General features: G+C 70.3%; 15 protein-coding genes. 8 read left to right on the forward strand and 7 right to left on the reverse strand.

Annotated features, from left to right (window positions below; genetic code table 11):
* Window positions 1-88 precede the first annotated feature (88 nt).
* Window positions 89-952 carry an alpha/beta hydrolase gene (locus tag J2853_RS22055; RefSeq protein WP_307560852.1) on the forward strand — a complete coding sequence of 288 codons (864 nt, stop codon included), beginning with the start codon at window positions 89-91 and terminating at the stop codon, window positions 950-952.
* Window positions 953-1,063: 111 nt separating this feature from the next.
* Here the strand turns inward: J2853_RS22055 and J2853_RS22060 are convergent, their stop codons facing one another.
* The 4 genes from J2853_RS22060 to glnA2 all read right to left on the reverse strand — a co-directional run bounded on the left by J2853_RS22060 (window position 1,064) and on the right by glnA2 (window position 5,629).
* Complete coding sequence (locus tag J2853_RS22060; protein ID WP_307560854.1) at window positions 1,064-1,789, reverse strand: hotdog fold domain-containing protein; 726 nt, start codon at window positions 1,787-1,789, stop codon at window positions 1,064-1,066.
* 234 nt (window positions 1,790-2,023) lie between these two features.
* Window positions 2,024-3,472, reverse strand: a complete 1,449-nt coding sequence (locus J2853_RS22065; RefSeq protein WP_307560856.1) for a sensor histidine kinase — start codon at window positions 3,470-3,472, stop codon at window positions 2,024-2,026.
* 176 nt (window positions 3,473-3,648) lie between these two features.
* Entirely contained in the window at window positions 3,649-4,059 is a 411-nt protein-coding gene (locus tag J2853_RS22070; RefSeq protein WP_307560858.1) for a hypothetical protein, read from the reverse strand.
* 208 nt (window positions 4,060-4,267) lie between these two features.
* Window positions 4,268-5,629 (reverse strand): gamma-glutamylpolyamine synthetase GlnA2, encoded by a 1,362-nt coding sequence (gene glnA2 / locus J2853_RS22075; protein ID WP_307560860.1) that lies wholly within the window; start codon window positions 5,627-5,629, stop codon window positions 4,268-4,270.
* 196 nt (window positions 5,630-5,825) lie between these two features.
* On the opposite strand from glnA2, the gene J2853_RS22080 reads away from it, so the two are divergent.
* The 3 genes from J2853_RS22080 to J2853_RS22090 all read left to right on the forward strand — a co-directional run bounded on the left by J2853_RS22080 (window position 5,826) and on the right by J2853_RS22090 (window position 8,411).
* Window positions 5,826-6,779 carry a terpene synthase family protein gene (locus tag J2853_RS22080; RefSeq protein WP_307560862.1) on the forward strand — a complete coding sequence of 318 codons (954 nt, stop codon included), beginning with the start codon at window positions 5,826-5,828 and terminating at the stop codon, window positions 6,777-6,779.
* A 34-nt stretch (window positions 6,780-6,813) separates the two neighbouring features.
* The gene (locus J2853_RS22085) at window positions 6,814-7,362 is read left to right on the forward strand and encodes an EF-hand domain-containing protein (protein WP_307560863.1); all 549 of its coding nucleotides are present in this window, start codon (window positions 6,814-6,816) and stop codon (window positions 7,360-7,362) included.
* Between the two features lie 71 nt (window positions 7,363-7,433).
* Entirely contained in the window at window positions 7,434-8,411 is a 978-nt protein-coding gene (locus tag J2853_RS22090) for a terpene synthase family protein (RefSeq protein WP_307560865.1), read from the forward strand.
* Window positions 8,412-8,551: 140 nt separating this feature from the next.
* On the opposite strand, the gene J2853_RS22095 is transcribed toward J2853_RS22090, so the two are convergent.
* A complete protein-coding gene (locus J2853_RS22095; RefSeq protein WP_307560867.1) occupies window positions 8,552-9,529 on the reverse strand; it encodes a DUF5937 family protein in 978 nt (325 codons plus the stop codon).
* A gap of 46 nt (window positions 9,530-9,575) precedes the next feature.
* On the opposite strand from J2853_RS22095, the gene J2853_RS22100 reads away from it, so the two are divergent.
* The 4 genes from J2853_RS22100 (at window position 9,576) to J2853_RS22115 (ending at window position 14,353) form a co-directional block, all read left to right on the forward strand.
* Window positions 9,576-10,835, forward strand: a complete 1,260-nt coding sequence (locus tag J2853_RS22100; protein WP_307560869.1) for an MDR family MFS transporter — start codon at window positions 9,576-9,578, stop codon at window positions 10,833-10,835.
* A gap of 69 nt (window positions 10,836-10,904) precedes the next feature.
* Window positions 10,905-11,843: a TolB-like translocation protein gene (locus tag J2853_RS22105; protein ID WP_307560871.1), complete on the forward strand. Its 939-nt coding sequence runs from the start codon at window positions 10,905-10,907 to the stop codon at window positions 11,841-11,843.
* Between the two features lie 216 nt (window positions 11,844-12,059).
* Window positions 12,060-13,844, forward strand: a complete 1,785-nt coding sequence (locus tag J2853_RS22110; protein ID WP_307560873.1) for an NAD+ synthase — start codon at window positions 12,060-12,062, stop codon at window positions 13,842-13,844.
* A 263-nt stretch (window positions 13,845-14,107) separates the two neighbouring features.
* Window positions 14,108-14,353: a DUF397 domain-containing protein gene (locus J2853_RS22115; RefSeq protein WP_307560875.1), complete on the forward strand. Its 246-nt coding sequence runs from the start codon at window positions 14,108-14,110 to the stop codon at window positions 14,351-14,353.
* A gap of 57 nt (window positions 14,354-14,410) precedes the next feature.
* Here J2853_RS22115 and J2853_RS22120 read toward each other — a convergent pair whose 3' ends face one another.
* Together J2853_RS22120 and J2853_RS22125 are read right to left on the reverse strand one after the other, a co-directional pair.
* The gene (locus tag J2853_RS22120) at window positions 14,411-15,040 is read right to left on the reverse strand and encodes a TetR/AcrR family transcriptional regulator (protein WP_307560877.1); all 630 of its coding nucleotides are present in this window, start codon (window positions 15,038-15,040) and stop codon (window positions 14,411-14,413) included.
* 7 nt (window positions 15,041-15,047) lie between these two features.
* Window positions 15,048-16,610: an MFS transporter gene (locus J2853_RS22125; RefSeq protein WP_307560879.1), complete on the reverse strand. Its 1,563-nt coding sequence runs from the start codon at window positions 16,608-16,610 to the stop codon at window positions 15,048-15,050.
* Window positions 16,611-16,658: the final 48 nt, after the last annotated feature.

Here is a 16,658-nt window from a genome sequence, read left to right on the forward strand (position 1 = left end):
ACCGATCAGGGCCCGCTCGGGCCTCGGCGGCCCTCCCGCTCCCGGCCGCTTCGCGCCCCGAAGGCCGGGACAACCCCGGGAGGACTCGGTGAACCCCGTCTTCAGCGATGTCGAGGTCCCCGGCGGCGCGCTGCGCGTCGCCCGGTTCGGCACCGGGCCGCGCCTGATCGTGGCGGTGCACGGCATCACCGCCTCGCTCATGGCCTGGAACGCCGTCGCCCGGCGGCTGCCCGCCGAGTGGTCGCTGGTCGCGATGGACCTCCGGGGCCGCGGCCACAGCGCCGGACTTCCCGGCCCGTACGGCTTGCGGAGACAGGCCGAGGACGTGAACCTGGTCGCCCGGTCCGTGGGCGCGGAGTCCGACCTCGTGCTGACCGGCCACTCGATGGGCGCCTACGTGGCGGTCCTCGCCGCGGCGGGCCACGACTACGCCAGGGTCGTGATGATCGACGGGGGGCTCCCGCTGCCTCTGCTTCCCGGCCTGGACCCCGACGAGACCCTGAACACCACGCTCGGCCCGGCTCTCGCCCGGCTCAGCCAGACCTTTCCGAGCACCGGCGCCTACGTGGACTTCTTCAAGGCCCACCCGGCCTTCGCCGGCAACTGGAACGACGAGGTGGAGGAGTACGTCCTCTACGACGCGGTCGGCCCCGAGGGCGAGGTGCGCTCACGGGTGCGGCAGGAGCCGATCCGACAGGACGGGCGTTGGCTGCTCACCGAGGGCGAGGCGGTCGCCGCCGCGCTCCACGCGGTGAAATCACCGCTGTCACTGCTCCGGGCCCCTCGCGGATTGCTCGACCAGCCGGTCGGCATGATCCCCGACGAGCTCGCCGCCGCCTGGAGGGAGCAGTTGCCCGCGCTGGAGGACGACCTGGTCGAGGATTGCAACCACTACACGATCCTGTTCCAGGACCGCTGCGCCTCCCTGGTCGCCCGGCACCTCACCCGGTAGGAGCGTCCCGCTCGATGTCCGGGAACGCCCGCGCGTCCTCGGGGCGGATCGACCGGGCGTACGGCACGCCGTACGCCCGGTCCTGAGCGGCCAATCGACCGCCCTGCGCGTCTAGGCCGGAGCGATCCAGACGGCCTTGGCCGCGGCGACCAGGGTGCCGTCGACCTCGTAGACGGCGCTCTCGCCGAAGAGCTTGCGGCCCTCGCGGCCGGTGGCGCGGGCGACCACGGAGTAGGTGCCGCCGGGGTAGACACGGCGGTGGATCCGTGAGGTCAGCCTGCCGAGCAGGGCCGACTCCCCGGGCTGGAAATGCGCCCAGCCGGTGGCGCAGTCGAGCGCGGACCAGATGATCGCGTCGGGAACGACGCCGTCCTCGTCGGTGACGGTCATCGGCACCCGCCAGCCGGCGGCGACCAGGTCGCTGCCGGAGACCCGGCCAGGGAAGATCCTCATGCCGTCACCGGGGTCGCGCGTGCCGCAGACGAAACAGCCGGGGAAGGGGTGGTCGACGAACCCGACGAACCCGCCCTCGGCGAGAGCCGCCTCGTTGAAGGGCACGAATTCCGGGGCGTCGAGCTCCTCGGTGACCGTGATGGCCTCGACGAGCAGTCTCTCCCCGTGGGTGAGGGTCGCGGTGTTGGCGAGATGGCGTAGGTGCAGTTGTGTGTCCAGCGGCGTGGGCGCGTGCAACGTGACCTCGACGGCCGAGTCGTGCTGGGCGCCGTGCAGCGCCTCGGAGACCGTACCCGCGATCCACCCGCCATTCGCGACACCCTCGGGCCCGCGGAAACGCGCCGGAACGGTCACCACGGTCTGCAGCTCGGCAGCCGTCGTCATACCGCACCTCCTGTCGCCTTTACGGCGATTAATACTAGAAAATACCTCTAAACGGACGGGCCGATTTTACGGAGTCGTTGCACACACAGCCAACTCGGGGTCGATGACGCCGCCGTTGATCACGGGTAACGCCCGCGTGACGTTCGGCGGTCCACCGCGAAGTAAGCGTTGTGACACCCTCCGCTGTCGCGGCCGGCCGTCCGTGAACCGCCCCGCCGCGTCCGGGGAGGCGGGTCATCGTGGTCTTTCCGGCCCGCGGACGGGCGACGATCGCTCTCTGAGTTCGGAGGCGAGGGGGGCCACAGCGTCTTCGTAGAGCGGGAGGCACAGGACGAAACGGGCCCCACGAGGGCTGTCCTCGATCCGGAGGGTGCCCCCGCCGGCCTCGGCGATCTGCCGGGCGATCGGCAGGCCCAGCCCGGTGCCTCCGGTGTCCTTGTTGCGGGCGGCGTCCAGCCGGGCGAATCGCTGGAACACCAGCTCGCGCTTGTCCGGATCGATGCCCGGCCCGTCGTCGACCACCTCCAGCACCGCGACGCCGCGCGGGAAGCGCCGGCCGTCGCATTCGTCGCCCGGCGCATGCCGCACGGTGACGGTGACCGTGCTGTCGGCGTGCCGTTCGGCGTTGTCGAGGAGGTTGGTGAGGAGACGCCCCAGCCGCAACCGGTCGCCGATCACCATCACCCCTGGCTCAAGCGAGAACTCGCACCTGGCCCTCAGGTGGTGGCGCATCCGGCACTCCGTGGCGACGAGCTCGGCCAGGTCGACCGGGTCGTGGGCGCCCGGACTCCCCGCGTCCAGCCGGGCGATGGTCAGCAGGTCGTGCACGATCGCCTGAAGCCGCTCCAGACCACCCAGAACGGTGCGCCCCAGTTTGGTCACGCTGGTCTCCTGAGGCGCGAGCAGGGCGTCCTCCACCTCGGCGCGCATGGCGGCGATGGGGCTGCGCAGGTCGTGGGAGGCGTCCGAGGCGAACTGGCGCTGCTGTTCCACCGCGCCCTGCAGGCGGCCCAGCGTGTGGTTGACGCTGACGGCCAGGTCGTGGATCTCGTCGTCGCTGGACGGTACGGGCACCCGGCGGCCGAGGGAGGTCGAGTTGATCTCGTCGAGTTCCGCCCGGATGGCGGTCACCGGGCGCAGGGACGCGGTGGCGATCCGGCGGCCGATATAGGTGATGGCCGCGGCGAGCAGCACCGTGCCCCCGCCCACCAGCGCGGCCAGCCGCGGGTCGACCCATGGGGCGATCACCGGGGTGGCACCGTAGACGATCGAGTTCCCCTCCGGCCGGTGGGCCCACTGCGCGACCACGATGTTGCACTCGCCGGCGGGAAAGTCCCCGCCGCACACGACGGAGGTGGCGACCTTCCTGCTGCCGGGGGTGAACGTCGCCATGGGCGGCCTGCCCCGCATTTTCGGGGTCGCGGCGACGACCCGGCCCTGTGAGTCGATGACCTGGAGGTTGCGGAACGGGTTCTGCGCGAGGGGGTAGGCCACCCGGCCCCGCTCCACTTGCGTGGACACGCGACCACCGTCCGCGGTGATCTCATCGATGAGAGACTCCGTGGCGAACCGGTGGATGGCGATCATCAGCACGATGGCCACCAGGCCGCACAGCAGGCTCACCACCACGGCGGTGAACAGAGTGATACGGGTTGTAATCGAGATTTGGCGTCTCTCGTTCATCCTTTAGCCCCCATTGGCCAGTTGAACATACGGGCCTCAGGACCTGGTGAAAGGGGGCGGGTGTTGGCCGGAGGCCGGTGTCGGCCCTGCTGTCCGCGAAAGGGACCGGTGCCGCGCCGAGGGTCCCTACGGTCGCCGAGCGGGCGGGATCGGCTCCCCACCGAGCCGAAGGCGTCCTAGCGCCAAGGGACCCCCACTCCCTCGAGCAGGAGCACACCCGACACGACGGAGAACCACCCGGCGAAAGCGGCCACCGTACCGGTGAGCATCGCCGAGCGCACCCGGCTCACCGTCATGACGGCCAACGCCACCAGCGATCCGGGCAGACTGACAAGCAGGAACAGCACACCGATGATCACGGCGAACAGGAGGATGTCCGTATTGGACGTCCTCCAGCACTCCAGCGTCTTGGCGGTGCACGCCCGGACCGGTTCAGCCTGGTCGTTCCCCCCTGCCAGCAGGAAGAGACCGGCAACCGCCATCGCCACCGCGAAGGCTCCCGCATACCAGGCGGCCATGACCTTCAGCCCTCGACGCACCGGGGCGGGTCCCGTCGTTCCACCCTGCCGAACCCGTGCGTCAGCCATGGCGGTCAACGTATCAACCGGTCACGCCGGCGGTTCATCGAGGTCGTCGGCCCTCTTGGCGCCGCATGCGACGTGGGCGCGGCCGGAGTCCTCGGCGCTCCCGATTTCGGCCGGGGCCTTTCTCACGCCCGGGTGAGACGCCTGGGAGATCACCCCTCCCGGCGAGCGTTCCCCGGCCACCGGGGAACGCTCGCCGAGAGTGATCGGCTCAGAGGATCGGCAGGTAGCGGCCCAGCTCGAACTCGGTGACCTGGCGGCGGTAGTCGTTCCACTCGTTGCGCTTGTTGCGCAGGAAGTAGTCGAAGACGTGCTCTCCGAGGGTCTCGGCGACGAGCTCGCTGCGTTCCATGACCGCGATGGCCTCGTCCAGCGACTGGGGCAGCGGCTGGATGCCCAGCGCGCGGCGCTCGGCCGAGGTCAGCGCCCAGACGTCGTCCTCGGCGCCGGGGGGCATCTCGTACCCCTCCTCGATGCCCTTCAGCCCGGCCGCGAGGATCACGGCGAAGGCCAGGTAGGGGTTGCACGCGGAGTCCAGGGAGCGGAACTCGATGCGGGTGGAGCCGCTCTTGTGCGGCTTGTACATCGGCACCCGGACCAGGGCCGAGCGGTTGTTGTGGCCCCAGGAGATGTAGCTCGGAGCCTCGCCGCCGGCTCCGGCGATCGCCTCCGCGCCGCCCCACAGCCGCTTGTAGGAGTTCACCCACTGGTTGCAGACCGCGGTGATCTCGGCGGCGTGCGTGAGCAGACCTCCGATGAAGGAACGGCCGACCTTGGAGAGCTGGTAGTCGGCGCCCGGCTCGTAGAAGGCGTTGCGGTCGCCCTCGAACAGCGACATGTGGGTGTGCATGCCGGAGCCCGGGTATTCGGTGAAGGGCTTGGGCATGAAGCTCGCCCAGATGCCCTGCTCCAGCGCGACCTCCTTCATGACCAGGCGGAAGGTCATGATGTTGTCGGCGGTGGTGAGCGCGTCGGCGTAGCGCAGGTCGATCTCCTGCTGGCCGGGACCGCCCTCGTGATGGCTGAACTCGACCGAGATGCCCATCGACTCCAGCATCATGATCGCGTTACGCCGGAAGTCGTGACCGGCGCTGTGCGGGGTGTGGTCGAAGTATCCGCCGTCGTCGATCGGCTCGGGACGGTCGCCCCGCTCCGGCCGGTCCTTCAACAGGAAGAACTCCACCTCGGGGTGGGTGTAGAAGCTGAAGCCCATGTCGGAGGCCTTCGCCAGGGTGCGCTTGAGCACCCAGCGCGGGTCGGCGTGCGAGGGTGAGCCGTCCGGCATGAGGATGTCGCAGAACATCCTGGCCGCGCCCGGCGTCTCGCTGCGCCAGGGCAGGATCTGGAACGTCGACGGATCCGGCTTGGCCAACATGTCCGACTCGTAGACCCGGGCGAAGCCCTGGATCGCCGAACCGTCGAATCCGATGCCCTCGGCGAATGCGCCCTCAAGCTCTGCCGGGGCGATGGCCACCGACTTGAGGAACCCGAGCACGTCGGTGAACCACAGCCGGATGAACCGGATGTCGCGCTCCTCGAGAGTGCGGAGAACGAACTCCTGCTGGCGGTCCAAGGCTTCTCCTTCATTGCCGACGTGGTGCGACACGCCTGGTGGTCTACCAGTTTGCCCGCTCCGTGTTTCGCGCACGTTACGGGGAAGAGCGGTGAGATGCGGCATCGGGCACGTCGTGCCTCCGCACTCTCCGCACCGTCTCCTCTTACAGTGTGCGACCGGAGCCGTTGAAGTGCTATCCGGGGGGAAGACGACGATGGGCACCGAACTTCGCAGACCGCCGTATGCCGCCACGCCGCCGGCCCAGCTCACCGAGCGGCTCGCGGCGATGGCGATACCGTGCCCCGTGCACCCGTCGGTGTACCAGGTCGAGGCCGCGGTCATCGACTGGTGCCGTGAGGTCGGCCTGGACGCCGATCCCGGCGCCCACCGGCTGGCCGGGCGGGCGTTCGCCGGATACGACACGGGCACGGCCACGCTGTTCGCCCGCTGGCTGACGTGGATGTCCCGCTTCCGCGAGGACCCGGCGGCACTCGCGGGGGTGCTCGCGGTGGCCGAGGGCGGCGAGCCGGGGCCGCTGCCGCTGGAGCGCGCCTTCGCGGGCCTGTGGCAGGTCTGCGCGCCCGGGATGAGCCGGGAGTGGCGCGGGCGGTTCCTGGCCGGGCTGACCGCCCAGCACGCGGCGCTGCTCGCCACCGGGACGCCGGCCGGGAACCGGCCGTCGATCCGGGAGCGGCCGCCGGCCGGGGAGGACCCGCCCGCCGGTGCACCTCCCTCGATCGAGGGCTACCCCGCGCTGGGCAGGAACGCCTTCGGCAGGTACCTGTTCGACCTGGTGGAACCCTGCGCCGGGGTGGAGGTGCCCGCCCCGGTCCAGGGGAGCCCGCGCTGGCGGGCGGTCGTCGAGGCGAGCGGTGACGTGGCCGCCTGGTGCGACGACCTGGCCACCGGGCGCGGCTACGTGGCCGCCGCCTCCGCCTGGCTGGGCCGCACGGACGACGCGGCCGTGGAATGGGTGGCCGACCGGGTCGTGGCCCGGATGGAGGAGCTGTGGACGGCCGCCCGCGCGATTCCCGTCCTTCTGGAGCGGCACGGCCTCGGATTCGACGCCTCCCGCGAGGTGACCCGGGTGGCATGCGCTTTCTTGACCATCCCCAGGGCTTACCTGGAGTGGTTCCTGGAATCGTCTCGCTATCGTCACTTAGGGTAACGATCTGAGTTCTTCACGTAACGCGGGAGTCAAAATGAGCCTCGAGCTCCTCAATCATAAATTGGATCGCGCCTTCGGGCACATGGACGTCGACGGCAACGGCTCGATCGAGCGCAGCGACCTTCTCGGTCTCGGCGCCCGGATCCTCGTCGGCTTCGGCGAGGCCCCGACCTCGGCCACCGGCAGCAAACTCGTCCAGGGCTTCGGGTCGATCTGGCAGGCCCTGTCCACGGAGATCGACACCGCCGGTGACCGCGCGATCTCCTCGGAGGAGTTCCGGGCGGGCATGACCTCGGCGTTCATCGAGGGCGACCGGTTCGACACGGTGTTCGGGCCCGCGGCCGAGGCGTTCGCCGAGCTGTGCGACACCGACGGGGACGGCTCCGTCGGACCGGACGGGTTCCAGGTCATGCTGGCCGCGTTCGGCACCCCGCACGAGGACGTGGAGGCGGCCTTCGACCGGCTCGATCTCGACCGAGACGGCAACATCTCGGTCACCGAGCTGGTCGAGGCGACCCGGCAGTACTACACGAGCACCGATCCCGACGCCGCCGGCAACTGGCTGTTCGGGCCGATCCGGTGACTCCGACCCTCACCCAGTTTTTCGTTCGAGCTTCGATCTGGCCGTACGTCCCGGCGACCGGCGGAACGGGAGTGCCCTCACCACCGGAGCAGGCCACCGGGGTGGCCGCGGCCCTGCTGCTCCCTCTCACCGACTTGGTGCCGGCGATGGCCGCACGATGTCAGATGCACCCCTCGACAGACCGTATCGGGGCCGAACTCGCCATCTGGTCCCGCGAGATGGGACTGGAGACACCGGCCCGGGCCGGCTTCGAGCGGATGGCCGGCCGGGCCTTCGCCGAGTCGGGCACGGACGCGGCGTTCCTGTTCGCCAAGTGGCTGACCTGGCTGTTCCACTTCGACGACGAGTGGGACGAGAAGCCCGCGGGACGCGCGACCGAGATCGTGACCGCCGCCTTCGAACGGCTTGAGCTCATCGCCCGCGCCCGCCTGCGCGCCTCCTCCCCCGTCGAGAGAGCCTTCGAAGACCTCTGGAAGGCGACCGCCGGGCGGATGAGCCCGCCGTGGCGCCGGCGGTTCCTCGCGGGACTGGCGGCCCAGGGGGCGGCCTGCCGTACGGAGGCCGACAACCGGTGCACGGGGCGGGTGCCCTCGGTGGCCGAGTACCCGGCGCTCCGGAGGGGGACCGCGGGGCCCTACCTGTTCGACCTGGTCGAGCCGTGTCTGGGAGTGGAGGTGCCGGTGGAGCTGCGCGAGACCCCGACCTGGCAGACGCTCATGGACGCCTGCAACGACGTCACCGCGTGGTGCAACGACGTCGCCTCCCATCACAAGGAGCGCGCGAACGGCGACGTGCACAACTACGTGACGGTCGCCGCCACCGCCTTCGGGCTCTCGGACGGCGACGCCGTCACATGGGTGAACGACCGGATCGCCGCCCGCTCCAACGATCTGCGGACCGCCACCAGGCGGCTTCCGGGACTGTTCGACCGGTTCGGGATCTCGACGGGCCAGGCCAGAGACCTCAGCAGGGTGGCGTGCGCGTTTCTCGCCGCGCCCAGGGCCCAGCTGGAATGGCTCCTGGAGTCCAGCCGGTACGACGTACCGTAACCGCACGGCCCCCGCATGTGATCACGAGGACATGCGGGGAAGGGCCGTACCCGCCGCCGGGCGAGGGGCGTGGAGCAGGCAGACGATCACGAGGCCGCCTCCCGTGTCACGACCGGAGGCAGGCCGCGCCCCGCGCTCCCCTACGAGACGCCCGCCAGGGAGTCGCCCATCGGGGTGCGGCCGTAGACGACCTCGCGGCCGACACGGCGGCCGGTGGCCAGGCCGCCGTCGGCCAGGACGCTCAGGTGCTGGCTGATCGCGCCCGGGGTGAGGGACATCCGCCGGGCGAGCGCCGAGGTGGTCATGGGGTCGGCCAGGGCGGTCAGGATCTGCGCCCGGGTCCGGCCGATCAGCGCGGCGAGGGCGCCGGGGGCGGGCGGCGGGCCCGAGATCCACAGCGTGCCGACGCCCGTCGCCGGATAGACGAGCATCGGCTGGTACGGCTCGACCATCACGGCCACGTCCGGCCAGTAGAAGGCGGTCGGCACGAGCACCAGGCCGTCGCCGCCCAGCGGCTCGGAATACTCCCAGTCACGGGTGACGGTGAGCCTGTCGCCGCGCCAGCGCACGTTCGGGTGCAGGTCTCCGAAGAGTTCCCGGGCCCCGCCCACGGCGAGCTGCCGGGAGCGCCGCAGCACGTCGCCCTCCAGCAGACCGTAGATCCGCGGCCAGAACTCGGCGAACCCGGCCTCCCAGTAGCGCTCCAGGGTGTCGGCGACCCGGGCCACGCCCGCCTCGGGGTCGTCCAGGAACCGCTCGATGATCCGGGGGTCGGCTCCGGTCACCCAGGTCGCCTCCTCGGCCGCGCGCTCGGGGGGCGTCCGCCGTACTCGATCGAGGTCGGCGGCGAAGTCGGGCATCGGGGTCTCGGGCGTCGGGGTCACGAAGTCCACCAGGTACCCCCGGAGCGGGACCAGCGCGAACAACTCCGACAGGTCGAGGTCCGCCAGACGGGGCCGTACGGCGCGCAGCCAGGGCAGGTGGAGGGAGTGCCTGGCCGGGTCGCGCAGGGTGCGCAGGCTCGCCACCAGCTCCCAGATCGGCGAGAAGGCGAATCGGACCCCGGCCACGTCGTCCGCGGCGAAAATCCACTCGACATGGCAGGACTTTTTAGGCACGGCTAAAAGATTCGCGCATGACCTGACGCCTGTCCACCCTTGACTCATGAGCACCGCGACCCTCCCGAAACCCACCTTCCTGCAATCCAAGATCGGCGGCCTGCCCAGGGCGTTCTGGGCCCTGTGGGCCGGCACGCTGGTCAACAGGGTGGGCATGATGATCGAGCCGTTCATCGGCGTCTACCTGACCCAGGCGCGCGGCATGTCCTACGCCGCGGCGGGCGTGGTGATGGCGGTCTTCGGCGTGGGCTCGCTGCTCTCTCAGATCCTGGCGGGATGGCTGGCCGACCGGTTCGGCAGGCGGATCACCCTGACGGGCGGCATGGTCGCGACGGCGGCGACCATGGTGGCGCTGGGCTACAGCACCTCGCTCCCGGCGATCGTCGTCAGCATGTTCGTGCTCGGCATGACGATCGACGCCTACCGGCCGGCGTCCAACGCCCTGGTGGCCGACCTGGTCCCGCCCCACGACCGGCCGCGCGCCTACGGGCTCCTCTTCTGGGCGCTGAACCTGGGCTTCGCGGTGGCGATGGTCACGGGCGGCTGGCTCGCGCAGGCCGGGTACGGCTGGATGTTCGGGATCAACGCCGCCACCGCGGTGGCCTTCGGCCTGCTGGTGTGGCGGGCGGTGCCCGAGACGCTGCCCGCGCGGAACGGCTCCGGGGCGGCGGGCGGATCCGGCGGGCGGGCGCTCGGCGGCTTCGCCGAGGTGCTCAAGGACCGGCTGATGGTCGTCTTCACCTTGATCACCGTGCTCTCCACCCTGGTCTACGTCCAGGCGTTCACCACCCTGCCGCTGGCGATGACCCACGAGAGGTTCTCCACCGGTGACTACGGCGTGATCATGGCGGTCAACGGCATCCTGATCGTGCTCCTGCAGCCGCTGACCGGCGACTGGCTCGGCAGGCGCGACCCCAGCACGGTCCTCGCCATCGGCATGGCGATCATCGGCGCGGGCTTCGCGCTGACCGCGTTCGTCTCCGACATCGCCGGATACGCGACCACCGTGGTCGTGTGGACCCTGGGAGAGATCGTCACCGCGGGCGTCGCGGGCGCCATCGTGGCCGCGCTCGCCCCCGTTCACCTGCGCGGGCGCTACTCCGGCCTGTACGGCCTGGCCTGGTCGTGCGGGACCATGCTCGCCCCGCTGCTCGGCACGCGGCTGCTCGAGGTGAGTCCCGTCGTGCTGTGGCTGGTCGTCGGCGCCCTCAACCTGGTGGCCGCCGGGAGCATCCTCGCGATCGGCCCGGCGCTGCGGCGCCGTATGGAGCCGGCCCCGCGATCGGCTTCCGCCGATCTCGGCTGATCGGAGGTAAACCTTTTCGGCTCTTCGGCTCTCTAATCATCTGTTGACCCGTTGATCCGAGGAGCCCCCATGAAGCGCCGTGCCCTGACCCTAGGCACCGCACTCGCCGTGTCCGCCGCCACCGCCACCGTCGTCACGACCCCGGCACGGGCCATGGTCCCGGCGCCGGCCGCGGCTCCCGCGCGGACCTCGGCCCCGGCGCCGCTGACCGGCAAGGCGGTCTACCTGAGCGACAAGAACGGCATCCAGGTGCTCACCTACAACGGCCGCTGGACCAGCCAGACCGTCGGCGGCGCGTCCTTCGCCGGCCAGTTCTCGGTCGCTCCGGACGGCAGGCGAATCGCCTGGATCGACGGCAAGAACCGCCTGCACGTCCTGAGCCCCGCCGGGGACAAGGTCGTCGCGAGGAATGCCGCCTACATCGGCCCCTGCCTCACCCCCGCCTGGAGCGCGGACGGCAGGCGGATCGCCTTCCCGCTGAAGGGCCAGAGCGAGACCAGGTTCGTCAACGCCGTCGACGCCGACGGCAAGAACCTGACCCGGATCGGCAAGACCCTCGGCCCCTGCCACCTGACCTGGTCGGCCGACGGCAGGACCCTCGCCGGGTACGCCGGGACCACCGACGGCGTCCACCTCCTCGACACGAGGCTCCACGTCTCCCGCCGGGCCCCGGGCATCAAGCTCGCCAACCACGTGGAGAGCGTCTCCCCCGACGCCCGGCGGATCGTGGTCAACACCATCGGGCGGAACGCCCCCGGCGGCGACGGTTCCTGGCCGACGTCCTTCACGCCGTCGATCTACGACACCGTGACCGGCAAGAAGATCCCCATCCCGGTCGGGGGAAAGCTGCTCGGCGCCCGTTACCTGCGCGACGGCCGCCTCGTGGTCCGCGTCGCGGGCAGGACGGCCAACACGCTGGTCGTCCTCAACGCCTCCGGCAGGGAGATCCAGCGCCTGGCCGAACCGGCCAGGGCCCGCACCTTCGGCCTGCTCGGGATCCTCGGCTAGCGGCCCGGGCCGGGAGATCACCGGCGGGGAGCAGGCGCGCCGTCCCGGGGAAAACCGGCCGGGGTCCGGAGACGCCCCAGCGAAACCTCACCTCATTCACCCTATGAGGCGGCGCTCGTCGGGTGGTTCCGAACGCCGAGGGGCGACGGGCCCGTACCGGCGCCCGGAGAATCGCCTGGAGATGATCTCTGGACACGCCCGAATAAGATATGAAACGTGGCTCAACTCCGCATCGCCTTGGCCCAGACCGACCCCGTGGTCGGCGACCTGTCGGCCAACGCCGACAAGCTCGTCGAGTGGACCCGGCGCGCCGCCGATCGCGGCGCGCACCTGGTCGTCTTCACCGAGATGTTCCTGACCGGGTACCCGGTCGAGGACCTGGTGCTGCGCACCTCGTTCGTGGAGGCGTCGATCGCCGCCGTCGAGGGAGCCGCACGACGGCTGGCGGACGAGGGCCTCGGCGAGACCCCCGTGGTCGTCGGCTACGTCGACCGGGCGAACCTGGCCTCGCGCGTCGGGCAGCCCAAGGGCGCCCCGCTGGACGCGGCGGCGCTGCTCCACCGGGGCCGGGTGGTCACCAAGACCGCCAAACACCACCTGCCGAACTACGGCGTCTTCGACGAGTACCGCTACTTCGTACGCGGTGACCGGCTGCCCGTCTTCCGGCTGCACGGCGTCGACGTGGCGATCGCGGTCTGCGAGGACCTGTGGCAGGAGGGCGGGCCGGTCGCGGTGGTGGCCGAGGCCGGTGCCGGGCTGCTGGTGGTGCCGAACGCCTCGCCGTACGAGAAGGAGAAGGACGACGTACGGCTCGCGCTGGTCGCCCGGCGCGCCCGCGAGGCCGGCTGCGCCCTCGCCTACGTCAACCAGGTCGGCGGGCAGGACGAGCTGGTCTTCGACGGCGACTCGGTCGTCGTCTCCGCCTCCGGCGAGTTGATCGCGCGGGCCGCGCGGTTCTCCGAAGAGCTGCTGATCACGGATCTGGAGCTGCCCGAGGCCGGGACCGGCGGTCCCGGGACGTTCCAGGTGGACGCCGGGGACGGAACCATGATCACGGTGGAGCGGCTGGAGCTGTCGGCCCTCCCCGTCGAGCCGTACGAGCCCGAGACCCCCTCGATCGCCGAGCATCTCGACGACACCGCCGAGGTCTACTCGGCACTGGTCCTCGCCGTCCGCGACTACGTCGCCAAGAACGGTTTCCAGTCGGTCATCCTGGGCCTCTCCGGCGGCATCGACTCGGCCCTGACCGCCACGATCGCCTCCGACGCGATCGGCCCGGACCGGGTGCACGTGGTGCTGATGCCCTCGCGCTACTCCTCCGAGCACTCCGTGGGCGACGCCCAGGAACTGGTGAACCGGCAGGGCGTCAACGCCCGGATCGTGCCGATCGCCGACATCGTGACCGGCTTCGAGAAGGAGATCGAGCTGTCCGGCCTGGCGGCGGAGAACCTCCAGGCCCGGGTGCGCGGCATGATCCTGATGGGTCTGTCCAACCAGCACGGTCACCTGGTTTTGACCACCGGCAACAAGAGCGAGCTGGCCACCGGGTACTCCACCCTCTACGGCGACTCCGCGGGCGGCTTCGCCCCCATCAAGGACGTGCTGAAGACCCTGGTCTGGGACCTGTCCCGCTGGCGCAACGCCCAGGCCGGAACCTCCGGCGACTTCCTGTACGGCTTCGCGGTGCCCCCGATCCCGGAGGAGTCCATCGAGAAGGAGCCGAGCGCGGAACTCCGCCCCGACCAGCGGGACACCGACTCCCTGCCGGAGTACGAGGTACTGGACCGCCTGCTGGACGACTACGTCGAGAAGGACATGGGCTCCGCCGAGCTGATCGCCGCCGGCCACGACCCGGCCTTGGTGGCCAGGGTCATCCGCCTGGTGGACCTCGCCGAGTACAAGCGCCGCCAGTATCCCCCGGGCCCCAAGATCACCCCCAAGAACTTCGGACGCGACCGCCGCCTCCCCATCACCAACCGCTGGCGCGAGACCACCACCTGACGAATCATTCCCGAAAGGCCCGTACCGGCCATTTTTGATTGTCGTCTCGCAGGACGGAGGGGCGATCAGTAAAGTCGGCAGGACGTCGCAGTGATGTGATCGCCGATCTCGCGAAGGTCCCCGGAGCGGGCTCGGCACCAGACAGGAATCCGCGATGCCCCCGTGCGAGCCCGACGGCGAGGCCGGCTCACTCGCCTTCCCCGCCTCCGAGTTCCCCCGCCCGCGCGGGCCGGTGCCGACCTCATAGCGAAGGTGATGAAGGAATGGCAGCAGACCTGATCGGCGCAACCTGGCGTAAATCCTCCCTTAGCAGCTCAAATGGCGGCGACTGCGTCGAGGTCGCCGTCGTGGACGCCCTTGTCACCGGGCACAAAGCAGGCCTCGGTTCCCTGCACGTCCTCCGCGACTCCAAGGACCCCCAGGGGCCCGAGCTCTTCTTCACCCAGATCGAATGGGACGTCTTCATCGCCGGCGTCAAGCTCGGCGAGTTCGACCATCTCGGCGGCTGACGCGGAAAAGCCCCCGTCCGGGCGGACGAGGGCTTTGTCATGTCTCACACCCCGGTGTCACGACGCCGGTGTCACGACCCCGGCGGAGCCGAGGCCGACCAGGAGCTGGTCGACGACCCGTTCGGCGAGCTCCCTTGAGGCCTCGGCCGCGCCCTCGCTTCGGACGTACCACATCATGGTGCCGATCAGCGTGGCCATCGCGATGGACGGGTCGAGGTCGGCCCGGAGCTCGCCGCCGGTCATACCGCGCCGCAGCAGGGCGGTGATCGCCGCCCTGCGGGGTTCGATGGTCGCCTGGCGGATCCGCTCCACCAGGCGCGGATGCCGCTCGGCCTCGTTCATCGCGATGTTCATCACACAGCGCTTGCGCGCGTCACACGCGTCGCGATGGAAGACCTCCACATATGTGACGAGATCCTCACGGACCGAGCCTCCCTGGAGCGGGGGCAGCGGCGCCTTGAGGGTCGCCAGCGCATCGACGAGCAGGTCCTCCTTGTTGGACCAGCGGCGGTAGATCGTGGTCTTGCCGACCCCCGCGCGAGCGGCGATGGCCTCGATCGACAGCTCGGCGATGCCGACGTTCTCGCCGATCAGATCGAGGGTCGCCTCAATGATCGCCTTCTCTGCCCTGGCGCTGCGGGGACGGCCCGCGGGGCGGGCCGTCTGCGTCTCGTCGGTGGTCGTCATCGCGTGCCTACACTACCGCCGGTTCCTCGTCACGATCCCGGCTCTCCGGAACGGTTGCCTTGGCGTCCTTGCCGGGGAGCCACCTGAGCACCACCAGGGCCCCGACGAGTGCGATCGCGGCCGCGACCAGGGCCGTGATGTGCATGCCGTCGACGAACGCCAGCTTGGCGGGCTCGATCAGCGCGGCGCCGCGCTCGCCGAGTCCCTGGGCCGCGCTGAGCGTGCCGGTGATGGACTCTCCCGCGAGGTGCCTGACCGGCTCGGTCAGGCCGGTCAGCGCGGGGGCGATCTCGTCGCGGTAGGTGGCCGAGAGCAGCGAGCCCAGCAGCGCCACGCCGAGGGCGCCCGACACCTGGCGGACGGTGTTGCTCATGGCCGAGCCGACGCCGGCCTTCTCCCTGGGGAGCGACTCCATGATCGCGGTGGTCGCGGGCGGCATGATGTTGGCCATCGCCGCGCCCTGGACGAAGAACACGACCTCGATCAGAAGGATGGGGGTGTTCGCGTCCATCGTCGCGTAGGAGGCCAGCGCGCAGGCCACGATGACCATGCTGACCGTACCGGTCAGCTTGCCGCCGAAGCGCCTGGTCATCTGCTGGCTGAGCGGGGCGAAGATGAGCTGCGCGGCGGCGAAGGGGATCATCAGGGCACCCGCCTGCAGCGGGCTGAAGCCCAGCACGATCTGCAGGTAGAAGACCAGGAAGAACATCGCGCCCATCATCGCGAAGAACACGACGCCGATCATGCCGACCGCGGTGGCGAAGCGGGGGTCGCGGAAGTAGGTGACATCGAAGGCCGGGTGGTCGATCCGGCGTTCGTACCAGACGAAGGCGGCCAGGACGAGCACGCCCAGGATCGTCGGGGCGAGCACCTGGACGTCGGCGACCGTGGCCAGCTCCCCGCCCCGGATGATGCCGTAGGTGATGGCGACGAGACCGATGATGGACAGGATCACGCCGACGGGGTCGAGCTTGGAGGGCTTGGGGTCACGCGACTCGGGCACGACCAGCGAGATGAGCACCAGGCTGACCAGCACGATCGGCAGGTTGATCAGGAAGACCGAGCCCCACCAGAAGTGCTCGATGAGCAGGCCGCCGGTGATCGGCCCGATCGCCACGGCCAGCCCCACGCCACCGGCCCAGACACCGATCGCCTTGCCGCGCTCCTGCGGGGGGAAGACGTTGGAGATGATCGCCAGCGTGGCCGGCATGATCGCGGCGCCGCCGATCCCCATGAACGCGCGGGCGACGATCAGTTGCGTGGGGTCCTGGGCATAGGCGCTGGCCAGTGAGGCCAGGCCGAAGAAGATCATGCCCACCACGAGCATGCGCTTGCGCCCGGTCCGGTCGCCGATCACTCCGAAGGTGAACAGCAGGCCCGCGAACACGAGCGTGTAGGCGTTGATCGCCCATTCCAGCTGGCTCTGGGTGGCACCCAGTCCCTCGACGGGATCGGCGATGGTCTTCAGGGCGACGTTCAGGATTGTGTTGTCGAGCACGACCGCCAGGAGGCTGAATACCAGCACTCCCAGGATCTGCCATCGCCTGGGGTGACCAAGCTGCTGTTCCATACAAAGCCCCGTTTTTCGATACTGTTGCGTTTCGAAAACCATCGTAGG

The sequence above is a fragment of the Streptosporangium lutulentum genome, from assembly GCF_030811455.1.
GTDB classification, from domain to species: domain Bacteria; phylum Actinomycetota; class Actinomycetes; order Streptosporangiales; family Streptosporangiaceae; genus Streptosporangium; species Streptosporangium lutulentum.

Coding starts and splice junctions, on each gene's coding strand:
- J2853_RS22060 (WP_307560854.1), bottom strand. CDS start 1,789: ATGACGACGGCTGCCGAGCTGCAGACCGTGGTGACCGTTCCGGCGCGT.
- J2853_RS22065 (WP_307560856.1), bottom strand. CDS start 3,472: ATGAACGAGAGACGCCAAATCTCGATTACAACCCGTATCACTCTGTTC.
- J2853_RS22070 (WP_307560858.1), bottom strand. CDS start 4,059: ATGGCTGACGCACGGGTTCGGCAGGGTGGAACGACGGGACCCGCCCCG.
- J2853_RS22080 (WP_307560862.1), top strand. CDS start 5,826: ATGGGCACCGAACTTCGCAGACCGCCGTATGCCGCCACGCCGCCGGCC.
- J2853_RS22085 (WP_307560863.1), top strand. CDS start 6,814: ATGAGCCTCGAGCTCCTCAATCATAAATTGGATCGCGCCTTCGGGCAC.
- J2853_RS22100 (WP_307560869.1), top strand. CDS start 9,576: ATGAGCACCGCGACCCTCCCGAAACCCACCTTCCTGCAATCCAAGATC.
- J2853_RS22105 (WP_307560871.1), top strand. CDS start 10,905: ATGAAGCGCCGTGCCCTGACCCTAGGCACCGCACTCGCCGTGTCCGCC.
- J2853_RS22115 (WP_307560875.1), top strand. CDS start 14,108: ATGGCAGCAGACCTGATCGGCGCAACCTGGCGTAAATCCTCCCTTAGC.
- J2853_RS22120 (WP_307560877.1), bottom strand. CDS start 15,040: ATGACGACCACCGACGAGACGCAGACGGCCCGCCCCGCGGGCCGTCCC.
- J2853_RS22125 (WP_307560879.1), bottom strand. CDS start 16,610: ATGGAACAGCAGCTTGGTCACCCCAGGCGATGGCAGATCCTGGGAGTG.